This is a genomic window from Actinoplanes sp. NBRC 101535, assembly GCF_030269225.1.
Classification (GTDB): domain Bacteria; phylum Actinomycetota; class Actinomycetes; order Mycobacteriales; family Micromonosporaceae; genus Actinoplanes; species Actinoplanes rectilineatus.
Window position 1 is genome coordinate 308,902 of the sequence record NZ_BSSY01000002.1, and the last position, 19,531, is coordinate 328,432.

Annotated in this window: 22 protein-coding genes; 12 read left to right on the forward strand and 10 right to left on the reverse strand. The window is 70.4% G+C overall.

The annotated features are described in order from the left end of the window. The first annotated feature begins 23 nt into the window (after positions 1 to 23). Both QSK32_RS06445 and QSK32_RS06450 read left to right on the forward strand, forming a co-directional pair. The gene (locus QSK32_RS06445; RefSeq protein WP_045744358.1) at positions 24 to 242 is read left to right on the forward strand and encodes a hypothetical protein; all 219 of its coding nucleotides are present in this window, start codon (positions 24 to 26) and stop codon (positions 240 to 242) included. Positions 243 to 265: 23 nt separating this feature from the next. Next, positions 266 to 1,000, forward strand: coding sequence for a M50 family metallopeptidase (locus QSK32_RS06450; protein WP_083449229.1), 735 nt, complete (start codon positions 266 to 268; stop codon positions 998 to 1,000). 9 nt (positions 1,001 to 1,009) lie between these two features. Here the strand turns inward: QSK32_RS06450 and QSK32_RS06455 are convergent, their stop codons facing one another. After that, complete coding sequence (locus QSK32_RS06455; RefSeq protein WP_045744388.1) at positions 1,010 to 2,581, reverse strand: acyl-CoA carboxylase subunit beta; 1,572 nt, start codon at positions 2,579 to 2,581, stop codon at positions 1,010 to 1,012. A gap of 123 nt (positions 2,582 to 2,704) precedes the next feature. Between QSK32_RS06455 and QSK32_RS06460 the strand changes: the two genes are divergently transcribed. The 3 genes from QSK32_RS06460 to QSK32_RS06470 are packed head-to-tail and all read left to right on the forward strand — an operon-like array spanning position 2,705 to position 4,816. After that, positions 2,705 to 3,352 (forward strand): hypothetical protein, encoded by a 648-nt coding sequence (locus tag QSK32_RS06460; RefSeq protein ID WP_157411200.1) that lies wholly within the window; start codon positions 2,705 to 2,707, stop codon positions 3,350 to 3,352. A 41-nt stretch (positions 3,353 to 3,393) separates the two neighbouring features. After that, positions 3,394 to 4,269, forward strand: coding sequence for a biotin--[acetyl-CoA-carboxylase] ligase (locus tag QSK32_RS06465; RefSeq protein ID WP_045744360.1), 876 nt, complete (start codon positions 3,394 to 3,396; stop codon positions 4,267 to 4,269). A gap of 4 nt (positions 4,270 to 4,273) precedes the next feature. Beyond that, positions 4,274 to 4,816 (forward strand): PH domain-containing protein, encoded by a 543-nt coding sequence (locus QSK32_RS06470; protein ID WP_285471430.1) that lies wholly within the window; start codon positions 4,274 to 4,276, stop codon positions 4,814 to 4,816. On the opposite strand, the gene QSK32_RS06475 is transcribed toward QSK32_RS06470, so the two are convergent. The 3 genes from QSK32_RS06475 to QSK32_RS06485 are packed head-to-tail and all read right to left on the reverse strand — an operon-like array spanning position 4,782 to position 6,663. Further along, positions 4,782 to 5,306, reverse strand: coding sequence for a GtrA family protein (locus tag QSK32_RS06475; RefSeq protein ID WP_045744361.1), 525 nt, complete (start codon positions 5,304 to 5,306; stop codon positions 4,782 to 4,784). The two genes, QSK32_RS06470 and QSK32_RS06475, sit on opposite strands and share 35 nt — an antisense overlap. Positions 5,307 to 5,343: 37 nt before the next feature. Then, complete coding sequence (locus tag QSK32_RS06480; RefSeq protein WP_045744362.1) at positions 5,344 to 5,847, reverse strand: GtrA family protein; 504 nt, start codon at positions 5,845 to 5,847, stop codon at positions 5,344 to 5,346. Between the two features lie 51 nt (positions 5,848 to 5,898). Beyond that, positions 5,899 to 6,663 carry a sigma-70 family RNA polymerase sigma factor gene (locus QSK32_RS06485; protein ID WP_045744363.1) on the reverse strand — a complete coding sequence of 255 codons (765 nt, stop codon included), beginning with the start codon at positions 6,661 to 6,663 and terminating at the stop codon, positions 5,899 to 5,901. A 314-nt stretch (positions 6,664 to 6,977) separates the two neighbouring features. Here QSK32_RS06485 and QSK32_RS06490 point away from each other — a divergent pair, with 314 nt between their 5' ends. Together QSK32_RS06490 and QSK32_RS06495 are read left to right on the forward strand one after the other, a co-directional pair. Beyond that, entirely contained in the window at positions 6,978 to 8,780 is a 1,803-nt protein-coding gene (locus QSK32_RS06490; protein WP_285471431.1) for a phosphoenolpyruvate carboxykinase (GTP), read from the forward strand. Between the two features lie 201 nt (positions 8,781 to 8,981). Continuing rightward, entirely contained in the window at positions 8,982 to 9,752 is a 771-nt protein-coding gene (locus QSK32_RS06495; protein ID WP_045744365.1) for an isoprenyl transferase, read from the forward strand. Between the two features lie 60 nt (positions 9,753 to 9,812). On the opposite strand, the gene otsB is transcribed toward QSK32_RS06495, so the two are convergent. Continuing rightward, positions 9,813 to 10,622 (reverse strand): trehalose-phosphatase, encoded by an 810-nt coding sequence (gene otsB, locus QSK32_RS06500; protein WP_045744366.1) that lies wholly within the window; start codon positions 10,620 to 10,622, stop codon positions 9,813 to 9,815. A gap of 274 nt (positions 10,623 to 10,896) precedes the next feature. Between otsB and phoH2 the strand changes: the two genes are divergently transcribed. The 4 genes from phoH2 (at position 10,897) to QSK32_RS06520 (ending at position 14,810) form a co-directional block, all read left to right on the forward strand. Next, complete coding sequence (gene phoH2, locus QSK32_RS06505) at positions 10,897 to 12,315, forward strand: RNA 5'-3' helicase PhoH2 (protein WP_045744367.1); 1,419 nt, start codon at positions 10,897 to 10,899, stop codon at positions 12,313 to 12,315. Between the two features lie 267 nt (positions 12,316 to 12,582). Then, positions 12,583 to 13,284 carry an aggregation-promoting factor C-terminal-like domain-containing protein gene (locus tag QSK32_RS06510; protein ID WP_045744368.1) on the forward strand — a complete coding sequence of 234 codons (702 nt, stop codon included), beginning with the start codon at positions 12,583 to 12,585 and terminating at the stop codon, positions 13,282 to 13,284. A 67-nt stretch (positions 13,285 to 13,351) separates the two neighbouring features. Beyond that, positions 13,352 to 14,137 carry a S1 family peptidase gene (locus tag QSK32_RS06515; protein ID WP_285471432.1) on the forward strand — a complete coding sequence of 262 codons (786 nt, stop codon included), beginning with the start codon at positions 13,352 to 13,354 and terminating at the stop codon, positions 14,135 to 14,137. 52 nt (positions 14,138 to 14,189) lie between these two features. Then, on the forward strand, positions 14,190 to 14,810 hold the full coding sequence (locus QSK32_RS06520) for a rhomboid family intramembrane serine protease (RefSeq protein WP_045744370.1): 621 nt from the start codon (positions 14,190 to 14,192) through the stop codon (positions 14,808 to 14,810). Between the two features lie 335 nt (positions 14,811 to 15,145). On the opposite strand, the gene glpX is transcribed toward QSK32_RS06520, so the two are convergent. Next, the gene (gene glpX / locus QSK32_RS06525; RefSeq protein ID WP_045744371.1) at positions 15,146 to 16,240 is read right to left on the reverse strand and encodes a class II fructose-bisphosphatase; all 1,095 of its coding nucleotides are present in this window, start codon (positions 16,238 to 16,240) and stop codon (positions 15,146 to 15,148) included. Between the two features lie 49 nt (positions 16,241 to 16,289). On the opposite strand from glpX, the gene QSK32_RS06530 reads away from it, so the two are divergent. Then, positions 16,290 to 16,868 (forward strand): DUF4245 domain-containing protein, encoded by a 579-nt coding sequence (locus QSK32_RS06530; RefSeq protein WP_245674076.1) that lies wholly within the window; start codon positions 16,290 to 16,292, stop codon positions 16,866 to 16,868. Between the two features lie 34 nt (positions 16,869 to 16,902). On the opposite strand, the gene QSK32_RS06535 is transcribed toward QSK32_RS06530, so the two are convergent. The 4 genes from QSK32_RS06535 to QSK32_RS06550 are packed head-to-tail and all read right to left on the reverse strand — an operon-like array spanning position 16,903 to position 19,436. Continuing rightward, positions 16,903 to 17,106 (reverse strand): exodeoxyribonuclease VII small subunit, encoded by a 204-nt coding sequence (locus QSK32_RS06535; RefSeq protein ID WP_045744373.1) that lies wholly within the window; start codon positions 17,104 to 17,106, stop codon positions 16,903 to 16,905. Further along, entirely contained in the window at positions 17,103 to 18,332 is a 1,230-nt protein-coding gene (xseA, locus tag QSK32_RS06540) for an exodeoxyribonuclease VII large subunit (RefSeq protein WP_045744374.1), read from the reverse strand. The genes QSK32_RS06535 and xseA overlap by 4 nt, the downstream gene beginning before the upstream one ends. 9 nt (positions 18,333 to 18,341) lie before the next feature. After that, the gene (locus tag QSK32_RS06545) at positions 18,342 to 18,899 is read right to left on the reverse strand and encodes a hypothetical protein (RefSeq protein WP_045744375.1); all 558 of its coding nucleotides are present in this window, start codon (positions 18,897 to 18,899) and stop codon (positions 18,342 to 18,344) included. Positions 18,900 to 18,914: 15 nt separating this feature from the next. Then, complete coding sequence (locus tag QSK32_RS06550) at positions 18,915 to 19,436, reverse strand: hypothetical protein (protein ID WP_045744376.1); 522 nt, start codon at positions 19,434 to 19,436, stop codon at positions 18,915 to 18,917. Positions 19,437 to 19,531: the final 95 nt, after the last annotated feature.

The following is a 19,531-nucleotide window of genomic DNA, read 5'->3' on the forward strand; positions in this document are numbered from 1 at the left end:
GCACCACGGATGGGAGGTGTGACATGAGCTGCCGACGATATGGCAGTAAGCCCACGATCGCGCTGTGGATGCTGGTGGCGGTGGCCGACGTGATCATCATCGTCGCGTCCACCGGGCTGCTCCTCGCGCTCTTCTTCGTCCTCGCCGTGGCGGTGATCGCCGCCGGTGCGGTGGTGGCCGGCCGGGCACTCGGACGGCGGGAGGCCGAGCCTGTCGAGGTGGCCGTGCGCCGCCGCGCATAGCGGAATCGGCTACAGTCCCCGGCGTGTCGATCGACGGTGTGACTGACCTGTGGGACCAACTGCTCGGCGCGCAGCCGGATCCGCCCGGCCTGCTGGTGTTGATCACCGCGGTCGCCGGATTCCTGGCGGTGGCGATCCGCCCGGTGTGGCGGGTGGCCCGTAATGCGGTGACCATCGCGCACGAGGGCGGGCATGCGCTGTTCGCCCTGGTGACCGGGCGCAAGCTGCGCGGCATCCGCCTGGAGTTCGACACGTCCGGGCTGACGCTGTCGGCCGGCCGTCCGACCGGGCCCGGCATGATCCTGACCCTGCTCGGCGGTTACATCGCACCGTCGCTGGTCGGTGTTCTCGGCGCGTGGCTGCTCGGCGGCAACCGGATCACGTTGCTGCTCTGGCTGGCGGTGGTGTTGCTGCTCCTCATGCTGATCAACATCCGGAACCTGTTCGGTGTGATCTCGTTGCTGATCACCGGGGCGATCGTCTTCGTCGTGTCCTGGTATGCCGAGCCCGAGGTGCAGGCCGCGTTCGCGTACGCCGGCGTGTGGTTCCTGCTGTTCGGCGGCATCCGGCCGGTCTTCGAGCTGCAGCAGCTGCGCTCCCGCGGCCGGATGCGGGACTCGGACGCCGACCAGTTGTCCCGGCTGACCCACCTGCCGGCGCTGTTCTGGGTCGGTCTCTTCCTCGTCGTCAACCTGGTCGCCCTGCTCGCCGGCGCGTTCCTGCTGGCCGGCCAGTGGCTCCCCACGCTGACTGTCTGAAACCCGCGGTCAGAGGGGGATGTTGCCGTGCTTCTTGGGCGGCAGTGTCTCCCGCTTGCCGCGGAGCATCCGTAGCGCCCGGGTCACCTGCGCGCGGGTCTGGGACGGGCGGATGACCGCGTCGACGTACCCCCGTTCCGCCGCGATGTACGGGTTCGCCAGCGTGTCCTCGTACTCCGCGATGAGCTCGGCCCGGCGCTGAGCCGGATCCTCCGCGGCGGACAACTCACCCCGGTAGAGGATGTTGACCGCGCCCTGGGCGCCCATCACGGCGATCTGCGCGGTCGGCCAGGCGAAGTTGACGTCGGCGCCCAGGTGCTTGGAGCCCATCACGTCGTAGGCACCGCCGTAGGCCTTGCGCGTGATGACGGTCACCTTCGGGACGGTGGCCTCCGCGTACGCGTAGATGAGCTTGGCCCCGCGCCGGATGATGCCGTCCCACTCCTGGCCGGTGCCGGGCAGGAAGCCGGGTACGTCGACGAAGGTCAGCACCGGGATGTTGAAGGCGTCGCAGGTGCGGACGAACCGGGCGGCCTTCTCCGAGGCGGCGATGTCGAGGGTGCCGGCCAGGCTGATCGGCTGGTTGGCCACCACACCGACCGGGCGGCCCTCGACGCGTCCGAAACCGACCACGATGTTCGGTGCGTAGAGCGGCTGCACCTCGAGGAATTCGTCGACGACCGTCTCGACGACCTTCTTGATGTCGTAGGGCTGGTTCGGCGAGTCCGGGATCAGGGTGTCCAGGGCCAGGTCGGTGTCGGCGGCCTCGAGGTCGGCCGGCTCGTCGTAGGTGACCGGCTCGTCGATGTTGTTGCTCGGCAGGTACGACAGCAGCGCCCGGACGTAGTCGATCGCGTCGCCCTCGTCGCTGGCCAGGTAGTGCGCGTTGCCGCTGCGGGTGTTGTGGGTGCGCGCCCCGCCCAGCTCCTCGAAGCCGACCTCCTCCCCGGTCACCGTCTTGATCACGTCGGGGCCGGTGATGAACATGTGTGAGGTCTGGTCGACCATGACCGTGAAGTCGGTGATCGCGGGGGAGTAGACCGCGCCGCCCGCACACGGGCCCATGATCAGTGAGATCTGCGGGATGACGCCGCTGGCGCGGACGTTGCGGAAGAAGATGTCGGCGTAGAGGCCGAGCGCGACCACGCCCTCCTGGATGCGCGCGCCGCCGGAGTCGTTGATCCCGATGATCGGGCAGCCGATCCGCATGGCCAGGTCGAGCACCTTGACGATCTTCTCGCCGAACACCTCGCCGAGGGATCCGCCCATCACCGTGAAGTCCTGGGAGAACACGCAGACCTGCCGGCCGTCGACGGTGCCGTGCCCGGTGACCACGCCGTCGCCGTAGGGGCGGTTGCGGTCCATGCCGAAGGCGGTGGAGCGGTGCCGGGCGAGTTCGTCGAGTTCCACGAACGATCCCTTGTCGAGCAGCAGCTCGATCCGTTCGCGGGCGGTCCTCTTGCCGCGGGCGTGCTGCTTCTCGATCGCGCGCGCGGAGCCCGCGTGCACGGCCTCCTCGGTGCGGCGGGCGTGGTCGGCGAGTTTGCCGGCGGTGCTGTGGATGTCGGGTTCCGTGGTCACGGTGGTCTCCAACGCGTCGGCGGCGGCGGGGCACTCGCGATGATCGTAGCGATATCGGCGACGCTGTGCCGGGCGTCGTTACGGGTGCGTTTCGTACCCAATGCCCCATTCGTTACATCCCCCGTGACGAACTGGATGACCGCGGCCGGGCTCGCCTTCATCGCGGGCGGACTCGCCACACTGATCAGTTTCCGCACCGTGTTGTTCGGCGGTGGCGGCGAACGCACGGCGCGGGCGGCCAAGCGCCGGGCCGCTGCAGGGGCGGAACCGTCGTTCTTCGAGGAGGGCCCGTTCTTCCCGCCGGAAGTGCCGGAGGCGCCCGAGGCGCGGCAGATGCCCTTGCCGCCACCGGCCGTCCCGGAACAACCGGTCGCGGCGCGACAACCGATCGCAGCGGATCAGTGGGAGAGCGAGACACCCTGGACCCTGCGGGACGCTGATCAGCTGGGCGACCTCTTCCCGGAGATCTCCGAGGAGGTGATGGCCGAGCAGCCGGTCAACGCGCCGTATCCCCCACCGGATGTCGTCGAGACGGACGACCGGCCGCCCACCGGCGACTACTGGACCCCCGTGCCGGATCACCTGTACGCCGATCCGGAACGGCCGGAGCGGGCCCGTCCGCCCCGCTCCTGGGAGACCCAGGGTGGTGTCTCGCGCCGCAACCGCCGGGTCGCCGACGAGCAGCAGCCGAGGCGCCGCCCGCGGCCCCGGCCGTTCGCCCAGTCCGACAACGGCCCGTCCTACGTGAGCCGGCACTCCCGGGGAGCATGACCAGGCCACCGCCGAGATCGCCGGAAGCCTAGGCTTGCCGGATGGCCTCGTCGTACTCCGAGTCGTACTCCGATCTCGACCGCCCGCCGCTCTCCGCCCGGTCCCTGTCCCGGGCACTGGTCACGCCGGGCGCCCTCTGGAAACGGGTCGAGGTGCTGCCGGAGACCGGCTCCACCAACGCCGACGTGGCCGCGGCCGCGGCCACGGGCGAGCCGGAGGGCCTGGTGCTGATCGCCGAGAGCCAGGTCGCCGGCCGGGGGCGCCGCGACCGGCAGTGGTTCTCCCCGCCGCGGGCCGGTCTCACGCTGAGCGTGCTGCTGCGGCCCGGCGCGGCCGACCCGGCCCGGGACTGGGCGCCGGTGCCGGCGGCCCGGTCCGGCTGGCTGCCGTTGCTGGCCGGGGTGGCACTGCGGGAGGCGGTGATCCGCACGACGGGTCTGGAGGCGACCCTGAAGTGGCCGAACGATCTGCTGGTGCCGTCCGGCGACGGTGACGGCAAGTGTGCCGGCCTGCTCGCCGAGATGGCCGGCGACGCCGTGGTGATCGGGATCGGCGTCAACGTCGGCACGCGCGCCGAGGAGCTTCCGGAGACGACCGGTCTGCCGGCCACGTCGCTGCGGGTGGCCGGTGCGGCCGAGTTCGACCGGGACCCGCTGGCCCGGGCGCTGCTGCGCGGCCTGGACCGGTGGTACTCCGGGTGGCGGGAGGCCGGTGGGGACGCGGAGATGTGCGGCCTGCTCGGTGAGTACCGGCGGGGGTGTTCGACGATCGGCCGCACCGTGCGGGTGCTGCTGCCGGGTGGCGGGGAGGCGACCGGTGAGGCGGTCACCGTGGACGGTGACGGTCAGCTGGTGATCCGTACGGGCGACGCCGCCGATCTTCGAGTCTCGGCCGGTGACGTCCTGCACGTACGCTGACCACGTGGCGTTCCCGGACGATGTGCTGTCGGACGAGGAGGAGCTGGTCCTCCACCTCCGTCCGCACTGGAGGGCGTCGGTGGCCCCGCTGCTGGTGCTGGCCCTGACGGTGACCGGCGCGGTGATGGCGCTGGTGCTGCTGCCGCCGACCGAGGGCGGCCGGATCGGCCTGCTGCTGGTCGTCGCCGTGATGCTCTGGTACGGCGTCCGGTACGCCCTGCATCCGCTGCTGGCCTGGCGTTGCACCCACTACGTGTTCACCGACGAGCGGATCCTGCTGCAGGACGGGGTGCTCGCCCGGGAGCGGCGTGACCTGCCGCTGAACCGGGTGAACGACCACGCGCTGCACCAGTCGCTGCTGGACCGGATGCTGGGCAGCGGCACCCTGACCGTCGACTCGATCGGTGAGCAGAAGGCGGTGCTGGCCGGCGTCCCCGATGCCCAGCGGGTGCAGTCGCTGCTCTATGAGCTGATCGAGCACAGCCCGGCGGAGGACGAGCAGGAGGACGAGCTCAGCGAGGATCCAGCTCTCGGTCCACCGCACTGAGTTCGGCGAGTCCGGCGGTCGCGTCCAGTTCGGCGATGACCGTCTCGTGGCCGTCGACCGGCGGCTTGAGGAAGACGAACGTCCGGTACGCCCAGAACCGGAAGACGGTGGCGATGACGATGCCGAACAGCGTCACGCCGAGGAAGGCGATCTTGTCGTGCTCCTCGGTGAGGCCGAAGCCGTACTTGCCGATGGCGATCGCACCGGACTGGATCACCATGCCGATCAGGTTGAACCCGAAGAACAGCGTGTATTCGCGTCGCAGTGCCGTCTTGGTGTGGTGCCGGTACGTCCAGTAGCGGTTGGCGACGTATGCCAGCGTCGTGGTGATGACCGTGCCGACGACACTGGCCTTGACCGCGCCGATCGGCAGCAGGACGTACGTGATCGCCATGTAGAGCAGGGTGTTGCCGGCGCCGATGATGCCGAAGGCGATGGCTTCCGGGGCGAGGCGGCGGAGGCGATCCGACAGCGTACGGGCTGAGGGCATTGAGCAACCTTACGGGGACGGGGGCGATGACGCCGGGTCACGGGGAGACGGATGACGGGGTCGTCACACTCCCGGTCGGGTCGTCGGTGACCCGGAAGACGAAACGACGATAGGACCAGAAACGGAACAGGGTGCCGATGGCGGTTCCCACGAACTGTCCGGCGATGTTGTCGGCGACCTTGCTCTGCAGCACCGGCCAGATCTGCCCGAGACCGTAGTGGCTGAGCGCCAGGCAGCCGAGGGCGATGCCCAGTCCGATGGCGTTGAGCACGAAGAACGTCGTGTACTGCCGGGCCATGGTGGTGTGCTGGCCGTCGCGCCACGTCCAGTAACGGTTGCCGAAGAACGCGAAGGTCGTCGCGATCGTGGTGGCGACGGTCTTGGCGAGCAGGGTCTCGCTGCCGGTGCCGAGCAGCACGTTGAAGATCACCAGGTCGAGGGCGAAGGCGGCGCCGCCGACCGTGCCGAACTTGCTCACCTCGCGGAGCAGCGCCTGCATCCGGGAGCGCAGTCCGGACGGCTGCGGCGGCTTCGAGGGCACGTTCCGAGGGTACCGGGAGTAACCACGGTCGGCTGTCCCCGTTGCCGGGTCTTAACCAGTCGTATCCACGTGGTGACGTTGCCGGTACGGTCCGTGCCGGAAGTTGTCGGCGTCGCGGATCTCGGCCAGCCGGCCCCGGCATTCGGCGCACCACTCCAGGTGGGCACCCATCCGGTGGGCGTCGCGGGGGGCGAGCCGGCCGCGGATGTGCCCGCTGAACCGTTCGCCGGCCCACCGGCATTCCGGGCGTTCCGCGGCGGCCACGTGCTGCTGCAGGTACAGGCTGCGCAGGCCTTCACGGGCACGGTGCGCGAGGACCGCGACGGCGTTCGGGGTCAGGCCCATCCGGGGTGCCAGTTCGGCCGGGGTGCTGCCCTCCACCTCGGTCTGCCACAGCACGTCGCGCCAGCGGGGCGGGAGCTGACGGAAGGCGGCCGCGGCGAAGGCGCGTTCGAGGCGGTCGAGGGCCGGGTCGGTGAACGGGACGCCGGCGTCGTAGCGGGTCAGGTCGTCGGTGAACTCCAGGCGGCGGTCGATGCGGGCCCGGTGGTAGCAGACGTGCCGCATGGTCGTGTGCAGGTAGGCGCGGAACGCGACCAGCGGTCCGCGGCCGGCCCGCAGGGTGGCGAACACCTTGGCGAACGTCTCGGCGACCAGGTCGTCGACGTCGGACGGGTCCCGGGTCAGCCCGTACGCGAACTGCCGTGCCGCCGCCCGGTGGCGTTCGTAGAGCGTGCCGAAGGCGGCGGTGTCGCCGGCCCGGACGGCGGCGAGCAGGTCGATGTCCGTGTTCGCGTCGTTGTCCGGGATCGTCATTCCGCCTCCTGTGGCCGGAACTGCGAGGAAGGCCCGATTAGGTGAAAGCCTAAGGCGTTAAGTCCGTTTTGCGAAAGTTGTCGCGAGCGTCGGCATGGCTGCCCGGCGCGGCGGAGTGATTGCGCACAACTGCGCTGAGTGTCGAAGAATCGATCGTTTTTGAGCATGACATCCATGGATTGTGTGGTTGTCCACAAGAACGACCGATGAACTCGATGCTTCGGGGGCTTAGGCTGGCCCGAACTCCCCAAGACGTGACCGGCATCACGCCGGTTGATTCGTCATTGGTCAGCGACGACCGAAGGAGCTTCACCGTGACGCAGCCCCCAACCTCGCACCCGCGCCTGCTGGCCTGGATCGACGAGGTCGCCGCACTGACGACACCGGACCGGATCGTCTGGTGCGACGGTTCACCGGCCGAGTGGACCCGCATCACCGACGAGCTGGTCGAGGCGGGATCACTGGTCCGCCTGGACCCGCGGAAGAGGCCCAACTCGTTCTGGGCCCGGACCGACCCGTCGGATGTGGCGCGGGTCGAGGAACGGACGTTCATCTGCTCGGTCGACGAGGCCGACGCCGGGCCGACGAACAACTGGACGGCCCCGGACGCGATGAAGCAGACGATGACCGTGCTGTACCGGGGGAGCATGCGCGGCCGCACGATGTACGTCGTCCCGTTCTGCATGGGACCGCTGGACGCGCCGCAGCCGATGTTCGGCGTCGAGCTGACCGACAGCCCGTATGTGGTCGCGAGCATGCGGATCATGACCCGGATGGGCGCCGACGTCCTGGCGGCGATGGGCGACGACACCGACTTCGTCCCCGCCCTGCACTCGGTCGGCGCGCCGCTGGACCCGGGGCAGCAGGACGTCGCGTGGCCGTGCAACGAGACCAAGTACATCTCGCACTTCCCGGAGACCCGGGAGATCTGGTCGTACGGCTCCGGGTACGGCGGCAACTCGCTGCTCGGCAAGAAGTGCTTCGCGCTGCGGATCGCCAGCGTGGCCGCCCGCGACGAGGGCTGGCTCGCCGAGCACATGCTGATCATGAAGTTGACCTCGCCCGCGGGCCGGGTCCGCTACATCGCGGGGGCGTTCCCGTCGGCGTGCGGCAAGACCAACCTGGCGATGCTGGAGCCGACGGTCCCGGGGTGGACGGTCGAGACGATCGGCGACGACATCGCCTGGATGCGGTTCGGCCCGGACGGCCGGCTGTGGGCGACCAACCCCGAGTTCGGCCTGTTCGGGGTGGCGCCCGGCACCGACTTCCACACCAACCCGAACGCGATGCGCACCCTGGCCCGCGGCAACTCGGTCTTCACCAACGTGGCGCTGACCGACGACGGCGACATCTGGTGGGAGGGCATGGGCGAGCCGCCCGCGCACCTCACCGACTGGACCGGCCAGGACTGGACGCCGGACGCGGACCGCCCGTCCAGCCACCCGAACAGCAGGTTCTGCACCCCGATCGAGCAGTGCCCGATCCTCGCGGGGGAGTACCACGACCCGCGGGGCGTGCCGATCGACGCGATCCTGTTCGGCGGGCGCCGCCGGACCACGGTGCCGCTGGTGGCCGAGGCCCGGGACTGGGTGCACGGCGTCTACCTGGGTGCGACGCTGTCCAGCGAGACCACCGCGGCCGCGGTCGGCAAGGTCGGCGTGGTCCGGCGCGACCCGATGGCGATGCTGCCGTTCATCGGGTACCACGCCGGTGACTACTTCCAGCACTGGATCGACATGGCCAAGGGCGCGTCCGGCGACGCCGCGCTGCTGCCGAAGGTCTTCTACGTCAACTGGTTCCGGCGCGACGACGACGGCGCCTTCCTGTGGCCGGGGTTCGGCGAGAACAGCCGGGTGCTGAAGTGGATCGCCGAACGGCTGGACGGCACGGCCGCCGCGGTGCAGACGCCGATCGGGCACGTACCCACGCCGGAGTCACTGGACCTGACCGGGCTGGACCTCGACCCGGCGGCGCTCGAGGCCGTGCTGCGGGTCGACACCGCCGAGTGGCTGGCCGAGATCCCACAGGTCACCGAGTGGTTCGAGAAGTTCGGCGACAAACTGCCGGCGGTGCTCTGGGCGGAGCTGGACGCGTTGAGGGCCCGGCTCAGCCGCTGACCGTCCGCCGCTCGTGGAGGGCGACCCGCAGCGCCCGCGACGGGACACCCCGGGACACCGGCCGATTCCGGTCACCGTCCCGGCGGGTGTCCGGACGGTGGAGCCGCTCACCGGCACGATCGGGCGCGTCGTCGCGCGGATCGTCTCAGGGCGGACCGTCCGCGCGTGGGCGCTGGGCGGGGGTGGCTACCCTTTGCGGTGATGAGTCTGCGTTCCCTGGTCTACTCCCTGTATGAGCGGCGGCTGGCTGGAAAGCTGGCCGGCAAGCCCGTGCCCCGGCACGTCGGGGTCATGTGCGACGGCAACCGGCGCTGGGCCCGCGAGATGGGTTTCGTCGACCCCAACGACGGCCACCGGGTCGGTGCCGCCCGGATCAAGGAGATGCTGACCTGGTGTGACCAGGCCGGCATCGAGCACGTGACGCTCTACCTGCTGGCCACCGACAACCTGCGGCGGGCGGCCGCCGAGCTGGACCCGCTGGTGAAGATCATCGAGGATCTCGCCACCGAGCTGGCCGAGGACGGCAACCCGTGGCGGCTGCGCATGGTGGGTGCGCTCGACGTGCTGCCGGCCGGCACCGCGGCGACCCTCAAGGCGGCCCAGGAGAAGACCCGGGACCGCTGCGACGGTGTCGAGGTCAACATGGCCGTCGGGTACGGCGGGCGGCGGGAGATCACCGACGCGGTCCGGTCACTGCTCTACGAACACGCGGCGACCGGCGGCACCATCGAGGAACTCGCCGAGATCCTCGACGTCGAGCACATCGCCGAGCACCTCTACACCCGCGGGCAGCCCGACCCGGACCTGGTCATCCGGACCAGCGGCGAGCAGCGGCTCTCCGGGTTCCTGCTCTGGCAGTCGGCGCACTCGGAGTTCTACTTCCACGACGCGAACTGGCCCGATTTCCGTCGCATCGACTTCCTGCGGGCCCTGCGCTCGTACGCCAACCGGCAGCGCCGTTTCGGCGCCTGAGCGGATCGCCCCGCGCGAGGGGGCGGGCTCAGGCGCCACCGGCGGGGTCGCCGGCGGTGGTCACCGCAGGCGGTCCAGGCCCTCGGTCAGGAACGCGGCCACCGTCTCCGGCGAGTCCAGGGTGAGGTCCGCGGCCCGGGACACCTCGGCGCCGGTCTCCGGGTTGGCCACGGCCACCGCCATGCCCAGGAACGACGGGTCACCGGCCTCGTGGTCGTGCAGCGCGGTGAACGCCTTGATGTCGGACATGTCGTCACCGAAATACCACGCGCAGCGGGTGCCGCGGACCGCCTCGGCGATCACCATGCCCTTGTCCTGCTGGACCGGCGGCTTCAACTCGACGACCATCCGGCCGTTCTGGATCCGCAGCTCCTGGCGTTCGGCCTGGTCGTGGGCCCACCGCTTGACGTCGTCGGCACGCGACGGGTCGAGGCGGTAGTGCAGGGCGACGGCGATCCGCTTGTATTCCACCAGGACCGGCTCACCGAGCTCGACGCGGGCGCGTTCGGCCAGCTCACGCATGGTCTCGACGTACTCCAGGGCGGTCGGCTCGGTGACCACCTGGCCGTCGTGCCACACCTCGAGGCCGTAGAGCCCGTAGAGGTCGACGTGTTCCAGGGCGCCGAACCGCGAGCGCAGGAAGTCGACCGGCCGGGCGGAGACGATGGCCACACGGGACACCACCCCACCGAGGCGTTCCAGCACGTCGACCGCACCGGGCACCGGCTGGGACGCGTCCGGGTCGTCGGTCACCGGCGACAGCACACCGTCGAAATCGAAGAAGAAGGTGGTCTCGGCGGCGTGGCGGGCGGTGAACGCCCAGGCGTCGCCGGGAGTCAACGGACGGGTCGGACGTGCAGTCTCTGCCACGCCGCCAGACTACCCGCGGATGGTCGTCTTTTATGCCGGGTGATTTTCGCGTGGGGCGAGCGTCACCCCGCGGTGCCCGATTTTGCGCACTACCGCAGGACGCTGTTGACCGCTAGCGTTTGAGTCATGGCACGGGGTCATCCCGAGCCAGCCGGTCGGCCCGGACCTGCGTTTTTGCGCCACGGGGCCCGCATCCCGTCCCCGTGCAAGAGCCCGGCGGCCGGAGGTGGCGGACCGCGGGTGGCTGGGGTTGCACGCCCGCTGGAGCAGGCCTGTGACATCTCGCCGTACCGATGCCGGTGTCGCCCCTCAGACCGACCCGGCCGACAAGGTGACCAAGAGCCGTGCCACGACGACCCGTCGCAAGACGCGGGACCGGCACGCCGACGCCGAACCCGCTCCTGCCGGACGGGTCTTCGTCCTGGACACCTCAGTCCTGCTGTCCGACCCGGCGGCCTTCCGCCGGTTCACCGACCACGAGGTGGTCGTCCCGCTGGTGGTCATCTCCGAGTTGGAGGGCAAACGGCACCACCCCGAACTGGGCTGGTTCGCCCGGCAGTCCCTGCGGGTGCTGGACGAGCTGCGGATCAAGCACGGCCGTCTCGACCAGCCGGTCCTCTGCAACGACGAGGGCGGCACGCTGCGGGTGGAGCTCAACCACGCCGATCAGAGCGTGCTCCCGCAGGGTTTCCGCAACGACTCGAACGACACCCGCATCCTGTCGGTGGCGCTCGGGCTGGCCGCGGAGGGCCGCGACGTCACACTGGTCAGCAAGGACATGCCGCTGCGCGTCAAGGCCGCCTCGGTCGGTCTGACCGCCGACGAGTACCGCCACGGCCAGGCCAGCGATCCCACCTGGACCGGCATGGCCGACCTGCAGCTGACCGAGGAGCAGGTGGCCTCCCTCTACGCCGGCGACGAGCTGGAGGCGGAGCAGGCCGAGATCCTGCCCTGCCACACCGGCTTGGTGATCCACTCACCGCGCGGGTCGGCCCTGGCCCGGGTCAACCCCGACAAGACCATCAAGCTGGTACGCGGTGACCGCGACGCCTTCGGGCTGCGGGGTCGTTCGGCCGAGCAGCGGGTGGCGCTGGACATCCTGCTCGACGAGTCGGTCGGGATCGTCTCGCTGGGCGGCCGGGCCGGCACCGGCAAGTCGGCTCTGGCGCTCTGCGCCGGGCTGGAGGCGACCATGGAACGCAACCGCCACAAGAAGGTGATCGTGTTCCGCCCGCTGTACGCGGTCGGCGGCCAGGAGCTCGGCTACCTGCCCGGCAGCGAGGCGGAGAAGATGTCGCCCTGGGCGCAGGCGGTCTTCGACACGCTCGGCGCGGTGGCGCACGCCAACGTGGTCGAGGAGGTGATGGCCCGCGGCATGCTCGAGGTCCTGCCGCTGACCCACATCCGCGGCCGCAGCCTGCACGACGCGTTCGTCATCGTCGACGAGGCGCAGTCGCTGGAGCGCAACGTGCTGCTCACGGTGCTCTCGCGCATCGGCCAGAACTCCCGGGTCGTGCTGACCCACGACGTGGCGCAGCGGGACAACCTGCGGGTCGGCCGGCACGACGGGGTGACCGCGGTGATCGAGGCGTTGAAGGGCCATCCGATCTTCGCGCACGTCACCCTCACCCGTTCGGAGCGTTCTCCCATTGCCGAGGTGGTCACCGACCTGTTGGAGGAAATCCCCCTCTGAGCGACCCCGCCGTCGGGTTTTGTAGGGAAATGTAGTAGAAATTCTTGTGACTAACATCACAAGAAGGTCTCGACATTTCACATCCGCATCACGTTGCGCCATGGTGTTCGGCGAGTGCCAACGCGTGGCCGCGACGTCGGAGATCGACTGGAGGCCACCCCCTCGCGAGTTCGAGGAGGCGGCCCGGATGGTCGCGGTGCTCGCGGCGCGTTCCACCCGTAACGGTGGGGACGCGCCGCGTCATTGCCCCCGACGAAGGGAATCTTCGTGAAGCGGCTCGTCGGCCGAGTGGGAGTCCGTGTGGCTTCCGTCGGTCTCCTGGTTCTGGGTCTCACCGGTGGCGTCTACCTCGGACAGAACCGCGAGGTCCAGCAACAGAGCGCGGAGTCGCAGCTCGTCTCGCAGGCTCAGGCCGACGAGTGGCGGCTGCTGAAGGATCGCGCGGCCGAACACGCCGCGGCCCGCTCGTTCCGGACGGTGGCCGAGAACGCCGCCGCCGAGAAGGCCGCGTCGGAGGCCAAGACCGCCGCGTCGAAGGCCCGCACGCTGGAGAAGAAGGCGATCGAGGAGGCTGCCGCCGCGAAGGCCGCCGCCGAGAAGAAGAAGGCCGAGGAGTCCGGCGGCCCGGTGGAGTTCACCGGGGACATCCCGTCCTCCTGCAACGAGTACAGCGGCAGTCGTAAGACCGGCTGTGCCCTGATGGTCAGCGCCGGCTTCTCGATCGACCAGTTCCCGTGCCTGGACAAGCTGTGGAAGAAGGAGAGTGGCTGGAACTACAAGGCCACCAACAGCAGCTCCGGGGCGTACGGCATTCCGCAGGCCCTGCCCGGCAGCAAGATGGCGTCCGAGGGTTCGGACTGGAAGACCAATCCGGCCACCCAGATCAAGTGGGGTCTCGGCTATATCGAGGGTCGTTACGACACTCCGTGCGGTGCCTGGAACCACTCGCAGAACGTGGGCTGGTACTGACGATCTCGTAGTGACGGGGCTGCGCGGCACACCGCGCAGCCCCGTTCTACTGTGATCAAATGTCCGTATGGTCCGAATTGTCCCATCGGGTTTCCTGGTCGTGCTCCTGACGCTCGTCAGCGCCGGCACCCCGGCGCACGCGTCCACCGGCGACCGGGCGGCCCGCGCCGTCGTCGGCGGCGAGGTGGCCGAATCCGGCTTGTTCCCCTGGGCCGTGCGCCTCTCGATGGGCTGCGGCGGCGCACTGACCGCCCCTCGCGTGGTGCTCACCGCCGGGCACTGCGTCGGCGCGAGCGGCCGCAACGACAAGATCACCGTGACCGCCGGGGTGTCCGACCTGAAATCCCGCCAGGCCATCACGGTCCGCTCGGTCGAGGTGTACCGCTCACCGAACTTCGTCACCGAGACCCGCGGCGACGACTGGGCGGTGATCAAACTGGAACGGGAGCTGGACCTGCCCACCCTGGAGATCGGCCGCGGCGGCCCCTCCGACGAGGGACCGTTCACCGTGATGGGCTGGGGCCAGACCAAGGAGGGCTCGCCGCGCCAGGAACGCCGCCTGCACTACGCCGAGGTGCCGATCATCCCGGACGAGACGTGCGCGGTCTCCTACCGCAAGGCCGGCGTCGAACTGGTCCGCGACGAATCGATCTGCGCCGGCCGGCACGGCGTCGACACCTGCCAGGGAGACTCCGGCGGCCCGATGGTCGTCAAGGCCGACACCGGCCGGTGGGAACAGGTCGGCATCGTCAGCTGGGGACTCGGCTGCGCCCGCGACGGCTATTTCGGCGTCTACACGCAGATCTCGACATTCCGGTCAGACATCCGGGCCGCGACCCGGCGGTTGAGTTGAACGTCTCCCCACTCGGGTGGCCGGTCCGCCGCAGCCCTGGAATCATCGATGCATGGGGTACGAGTGGGCCACGACACGCTCCGACGAAGCGGCCAGGTTCGGCACCGAGGCGTTCTACGCCTCCGTGGGCCGGGCCTTCGTCACGATGTGCGCGATCGTCCCCGCCCTGTTCCTGGTCGAGGCGATCGACGTCGCCCTCGGGCCGGGCACCCTGGACGTGGCCGGCGGCATCATCCCGCACCGCCTCGACGGCCTGGACGGCATCCTGTTCAGCCCGTTCCTGCACGCCGACTGGGACCACCTCTACGGCAACGCGGTCCCGCTGATCCTGCTCGGCACGTTCGCGATGGCCGGCGGCGCCCGCCGGTTCATCTGGTCCACGTTCCTGATCATGATGGTGTCCGGGATCGGCGTGTGGTTCATCGGTGACCCGAACACGGTGACGGTCGGCGCCAGCGGCGTCATCTTCGGATACCTGGGCCTGCTGCTGATGCGCGGCATCGTCGAACGCAGCTGGTGGAACTTCGCGGTGTTCCTCTTCATCGGCCTGCTGTACTGGTACCAGCTGTACGGCATCCTGCCGACCGACCCGCGGGTCTCCTGGCAGGGGCACCTGCTCGGCCTGCTCGGCGGGTTCATCGCCGCCGTCGTGTTCCGGCGCCGCCGCCTCTGACGGCTGCACGGTCGTTCTCGGCGACATCTGTCACGGGCTGACGGCCACGGCCACGGGCTGACGTCGACGGGCTGACGGCCACGGCCACGGGCTGACACGGCCACGGCCTCGTGCACGGCCGCGTTCTGAAGGTCGCGGGCACGGGCACGGGCCTGCAGCCTCTGCCGCGGGCCTGCGGTCTCTGCCACGGGAGTCCGGGCGGATCGGGCGCGCGGCCGGCCGTCGATCCTGGCGGATTGAAACAGGGGCAGCGCGTACCCCCGAGGTCTTGAAAGAGAGCGGGCCGGGCACGAAGCCCGGCCCACCACGGGGTTTGCTCAGATCGTGGGTTCTGCTCAGATCACCGGGTCGCCGTCGCCCAGCGGAACCGTCGGCAGATGCCCGTCGAAGTCGACAGCCGAATACAGCGCCAGCTTCTCCAACCGGTGATACGAGTCGATCACCCGGATCGTGCCGCTCTTGGACCGCATCACGATCGACTGCGTGTGCGCGCCCCCTGACCGGTAACGCACACCCTTGAGCAGGTCGCCGGACGTCACACCGGTCGCCACGAAGAAACAGTTGTCTCCGGTGACCAGATCGTCGGTGGTGAGCACCCGGTCCAGGTCGTGACCGCCGGCGATGGCCTTCTCCCGCTCCGAGTCGTCGAGCGGCCACAGCTTCGCCTGGATCATGCCGCCCAGGCATTTGATCGCACACGCCGCGGTGATGCCCTCCGGGGTGCCGCCGATGCCCATCAGCACGTCGACGTCCGACTCGCCGCGCGCCGCCGAGATGGCCCCGGCGATGTCACCGTCCGAGATGAACCGGATGTTCGCCCCGGCCTGACGCACCTCCTCGACCAGCTTCGCGTGCCGCGGCCGGTCCAGGATGCACACCGTCACGTCGGACACACTCGACCGTTTCGCCCTCGCGATCCGCCGCAGGTTCTCCGTCGCACCGGCATTGATGTCGATCACGTCGGCGCAGTCCGGCCCGACGGCGATCTTCTCCATGTAGAAGACGGCGCTCGGGTCGAACATCGCGCCGCGTTCGGCGACCGCGAGAACCGCGACCGCACCGGGCATGCCCTTGCTCATCAGGGTGGTGCCGTCGACCGGGTCGACCGCGACGTCCACCTCCGGGCCGGTGCCGTCACCGACCCGCTCGCCGTTGAACAGCATCGGCGCTTCGTCCTTCTCACCCTCACCGATCACCACGACGCCACGCATCTGGATCGAGTTGATGAGTTTGCGCATGGCGTCGACGGCGGCGCCGTCACCACCGTTCTTGTCACCGCGCCCCACCCATCGTCCGGCGGCCATGGCGGCGGCCTCCGTGACACGGACGAGGTCGAGGGCGATGTTGCGGTCCAGATCCTGGGGGACTCGGGCGGGCACGGGTGCCTCCTCGCGACGTTGCGGGGCTGGATGTGCCCTCGATCCTGGCATCCGAGGGCGGCCGACGTCTCGGTTCAGCGACATGGTTAACAATGGGTCCGTGGAACCAGCATCGCCGTCACCCGCCCCCGAGACCCCGTCACCGGCGCCCGCCCCCTCCCCGCGCCTCGCGAAGAAGGAGGGCCGTGCGCCCCGCGACATGCTGCTGTCGCTGGCCGTGCTGCTCGTCCCGATCGCCCTGTTCATGGGCTACTACCGGGTGGTGCTCGACGGCGACCAGCCGGTCTCCAAGGATGCGACGCCCGCCTTCGACCAGGCCGCCCGGGTGTTCCCGGTGGCCCGGCCGGCCGGCCTCGGCGACGACTGGATCGTCGCGTCGGCGTCGTTCCGCCGCGAGGACGACGGCGACACTCTGCGCGTCGGTTACGTCGCGCCGGGCGGCGACGCGGTCCAGCTGCTGGAGAGCACGGTCGACGCGGCCGCCCTGGTCCCCGCACAGCTGGGCGACTCCGGTGAACGGCTGGGCAACTTCCGCGCCGAACAGCGCAACTGGCTGATGTACAGCGGACGCGACGGCGAGATCGCCCTGGTCGTCACCGAGACCGACCGGACGATGATCATCCTGGGGGCCGAGGACCAGCCGGAGAGCCTGCAGGAACTCGCCTCCGCCCTGCCCTGACCCGTTCTGCCCCGTCCTGGCCCGGCCCGCCCTGCTAGTCGCCGTCGCGGGCGGCCCGGGCGGCGTCGATGCGTTCCCGCGCGCCGTCCAGCCACCGCTGGCAGACGTCGGCCAGTTTCTCGCCGCGTTCCCACAACGCCAGCGACTCCTCCAGGGTGCCGCCGCCCTGCTCCAGGCGTTCCACCACGGAGGCCAGCTCGGTGCGGGCCTGCTCGTAGCTGAGTTTCTCGTCGGTCATCGGCTCTCCATCACGGTTGCTCGCAGCTCGCCCTCGGCCAGCCGCACACGGATCACGTCGTCACCGGTCACCTCGTCCGCGGCGCGGACCACGTGCCCGTCGGGGCGCTGCACGATCGCATAACCCCGCTGCAGCGTCGCCGCCGGCGACAACGCGCGCAGCCGGGCCACGGTGTGCCGCAGGTCGTCGTCGGCCCGGCGCACCCGGTGCTCCAGGCTGCGCCCGGCCCGGTCCCGCAACGCCGTCACCTCGGACGCCCGCTGGTCGATCAGGGTGTGCGGCCGGGCCAGCACCGGCCGCGACCGCCACGCCTCGATCCGCTGCCGTTCCCGGTCGACGCGGGTCCGCACGGCCCGGTCCAGCCGGTCCCGGGCGTGACCGATCAGCCGGGACTCCTCACCCAGGTCCGGCACGATCCGCTTGGCCGCGTCCGTCGGCGTCGACGCCCGCAGGTCGGCGACGTAGTCCAACAGCGGCGTGTCGGTCTCATGGCCGATCGCACTGACCACCGGGGTCCGCGCCGCGAACACCGCCCGGCACAGCGCCTCGTCGGAGAACGGCAGCAGGTCCTCCACACTGCCGCCGCCGCGCGCGATCACGATCACGTCGACGGTGTCGTCGCCGTCCAGCACCTTCAGCGCGTCGAGGATCTGCGGCACCGCCGTCGGACCCTGCACCGGCACGTTGACCACCCGGAAATCCACCCCGGGCCAGCGCCGCCGGGCGTTCATCAGCACGTCGCGTTCGGCCGCGCTGGCCCGCCCGGTGATCAGGCCGATCCGGCCCGGCAGGAACGGCAGCCTCCGCTTGCGCTCCCGGGCGAACAGGCCCTCCGCGCCGAGCAGCCGTTTCAGCTTCTCCAGCCGGGCCAGCAACTCACCCAGACCGACCTGGCGGATCTCGTCGGCCCGCAGGCTCAACGTGCCGCGGGCCGGATAGAACTCGGGTTTGGCGTGCAGCGTGACCCGGGCACCCTCCGACAACTCGGGTGCGCCCGCGTCGAGCACATCCCGGTGGGCGGTCACGGTCAGGCTCAGGTCGGCGGACGGGTCACGCAGGGTCAGGAAGACCACCCCCGACCCGGGACGGCGGCTGATCTGCGCCACCTGCCCGTCGACCCACACCCAGCCGAGCTTCGCGATCCAGGCCCCGATCTTCTGACTGACCACACGGACCGGCCACGGCTCGTCGGCGCTGCTCTTATCGGTCTTCGCGGGCTCCGTCACCCGGCCAGACTACGTAAGACCACCGACATTCTCGTCGCGGCGATGCCGGGGCGCGGCCGGCGTCGGCTCCTCGGCGGTGAGGCGCGCCTCGGCGTGCCGCGGCACATACCCGGGGACCGCCACCGGCGTACGCCGCTCCGGCAGCAGCACCTCGACCCGGGCCAGCACGATCAGCAGCACCACCGCCAGGCAGGCCCAGAACAGCAGGTCCGCGAACAGGTACTCGAGGTCGAGGCGGGCGCCGTCACCGGTGCCCAGGAACGGGAACGGAAAACCACGCCGCTGCGGGAAAGCCGCGTCCAGGCAGCAACGCGTCGTCGTCGGCACCGCACCGGCCAGCATCCCGGCCGCGGCCAGCAGACCGGCGACGACGACCGCGGCCCGGCTCGGACGCAGCCGGTGCCGCATCAACGCGACCGACCCGGCCGCCGCCAGCACCCCGTGGAACAGCAGGTACACCGGGGTCAGGCCGCCGTCCACCTCGACCGCGACGTTCAGCACCCCGATCCCGAGCAGGAACCAGCCCGCCATCACCCGGAGCACCTCGGCGCCCCGTTCCGCGATCATGGACCGAGTATCGCGTCAGCCCGTGACGCCCGGGGCGGAAATCACCTTTCGCCCGCTCTTCGAGCGCCGGGCCACGCTGATCACCACCATCACGATCATTCCGGCGTACGCCCCGACGACCACGTTGCCGAGCAGCCCGTCCGGCAGCAACGCCCAGCCGTTCGCCTCCGCCAGCAGCCGCGCCGTCTCCGGATCGTCCGCCGACGCGCCCCGGCCGAGCCAGAAGAACGGCCAGCCCCGGCCCTCCCCGTACGAATACATGCAGCACACCGACGACGACGCGTACAGCGTCCCGGCCGCTGTGGCGGCCACCGCCGCCGCGACCGCTGCCGCCAGCACCGGCTTCACCGGGGGCGTCAGTCGCCGCCACAACACGAACACCAGCCCACCCGCCAGCAGCAGCACCCCCGCCACCAGCGCCGGCCAGCGCTCGTCCGCCCCCGAGGCCAGGCGCGCCTTGTCCAGCTCCTCGATCGCCCCGACCATGCTGACCACACCCGCCGCCCGCTGCGCCAGCGTCCGTCCCGCCCTGCTCATCGCACCCGCCCCGTTCCGCTCATCGTCTTTCTCTTCGCAGAAGTACGGCCCCGGTGGCAAGCCGGTTGTGGTACTGGTCGCAGAAAAGCGGGCGG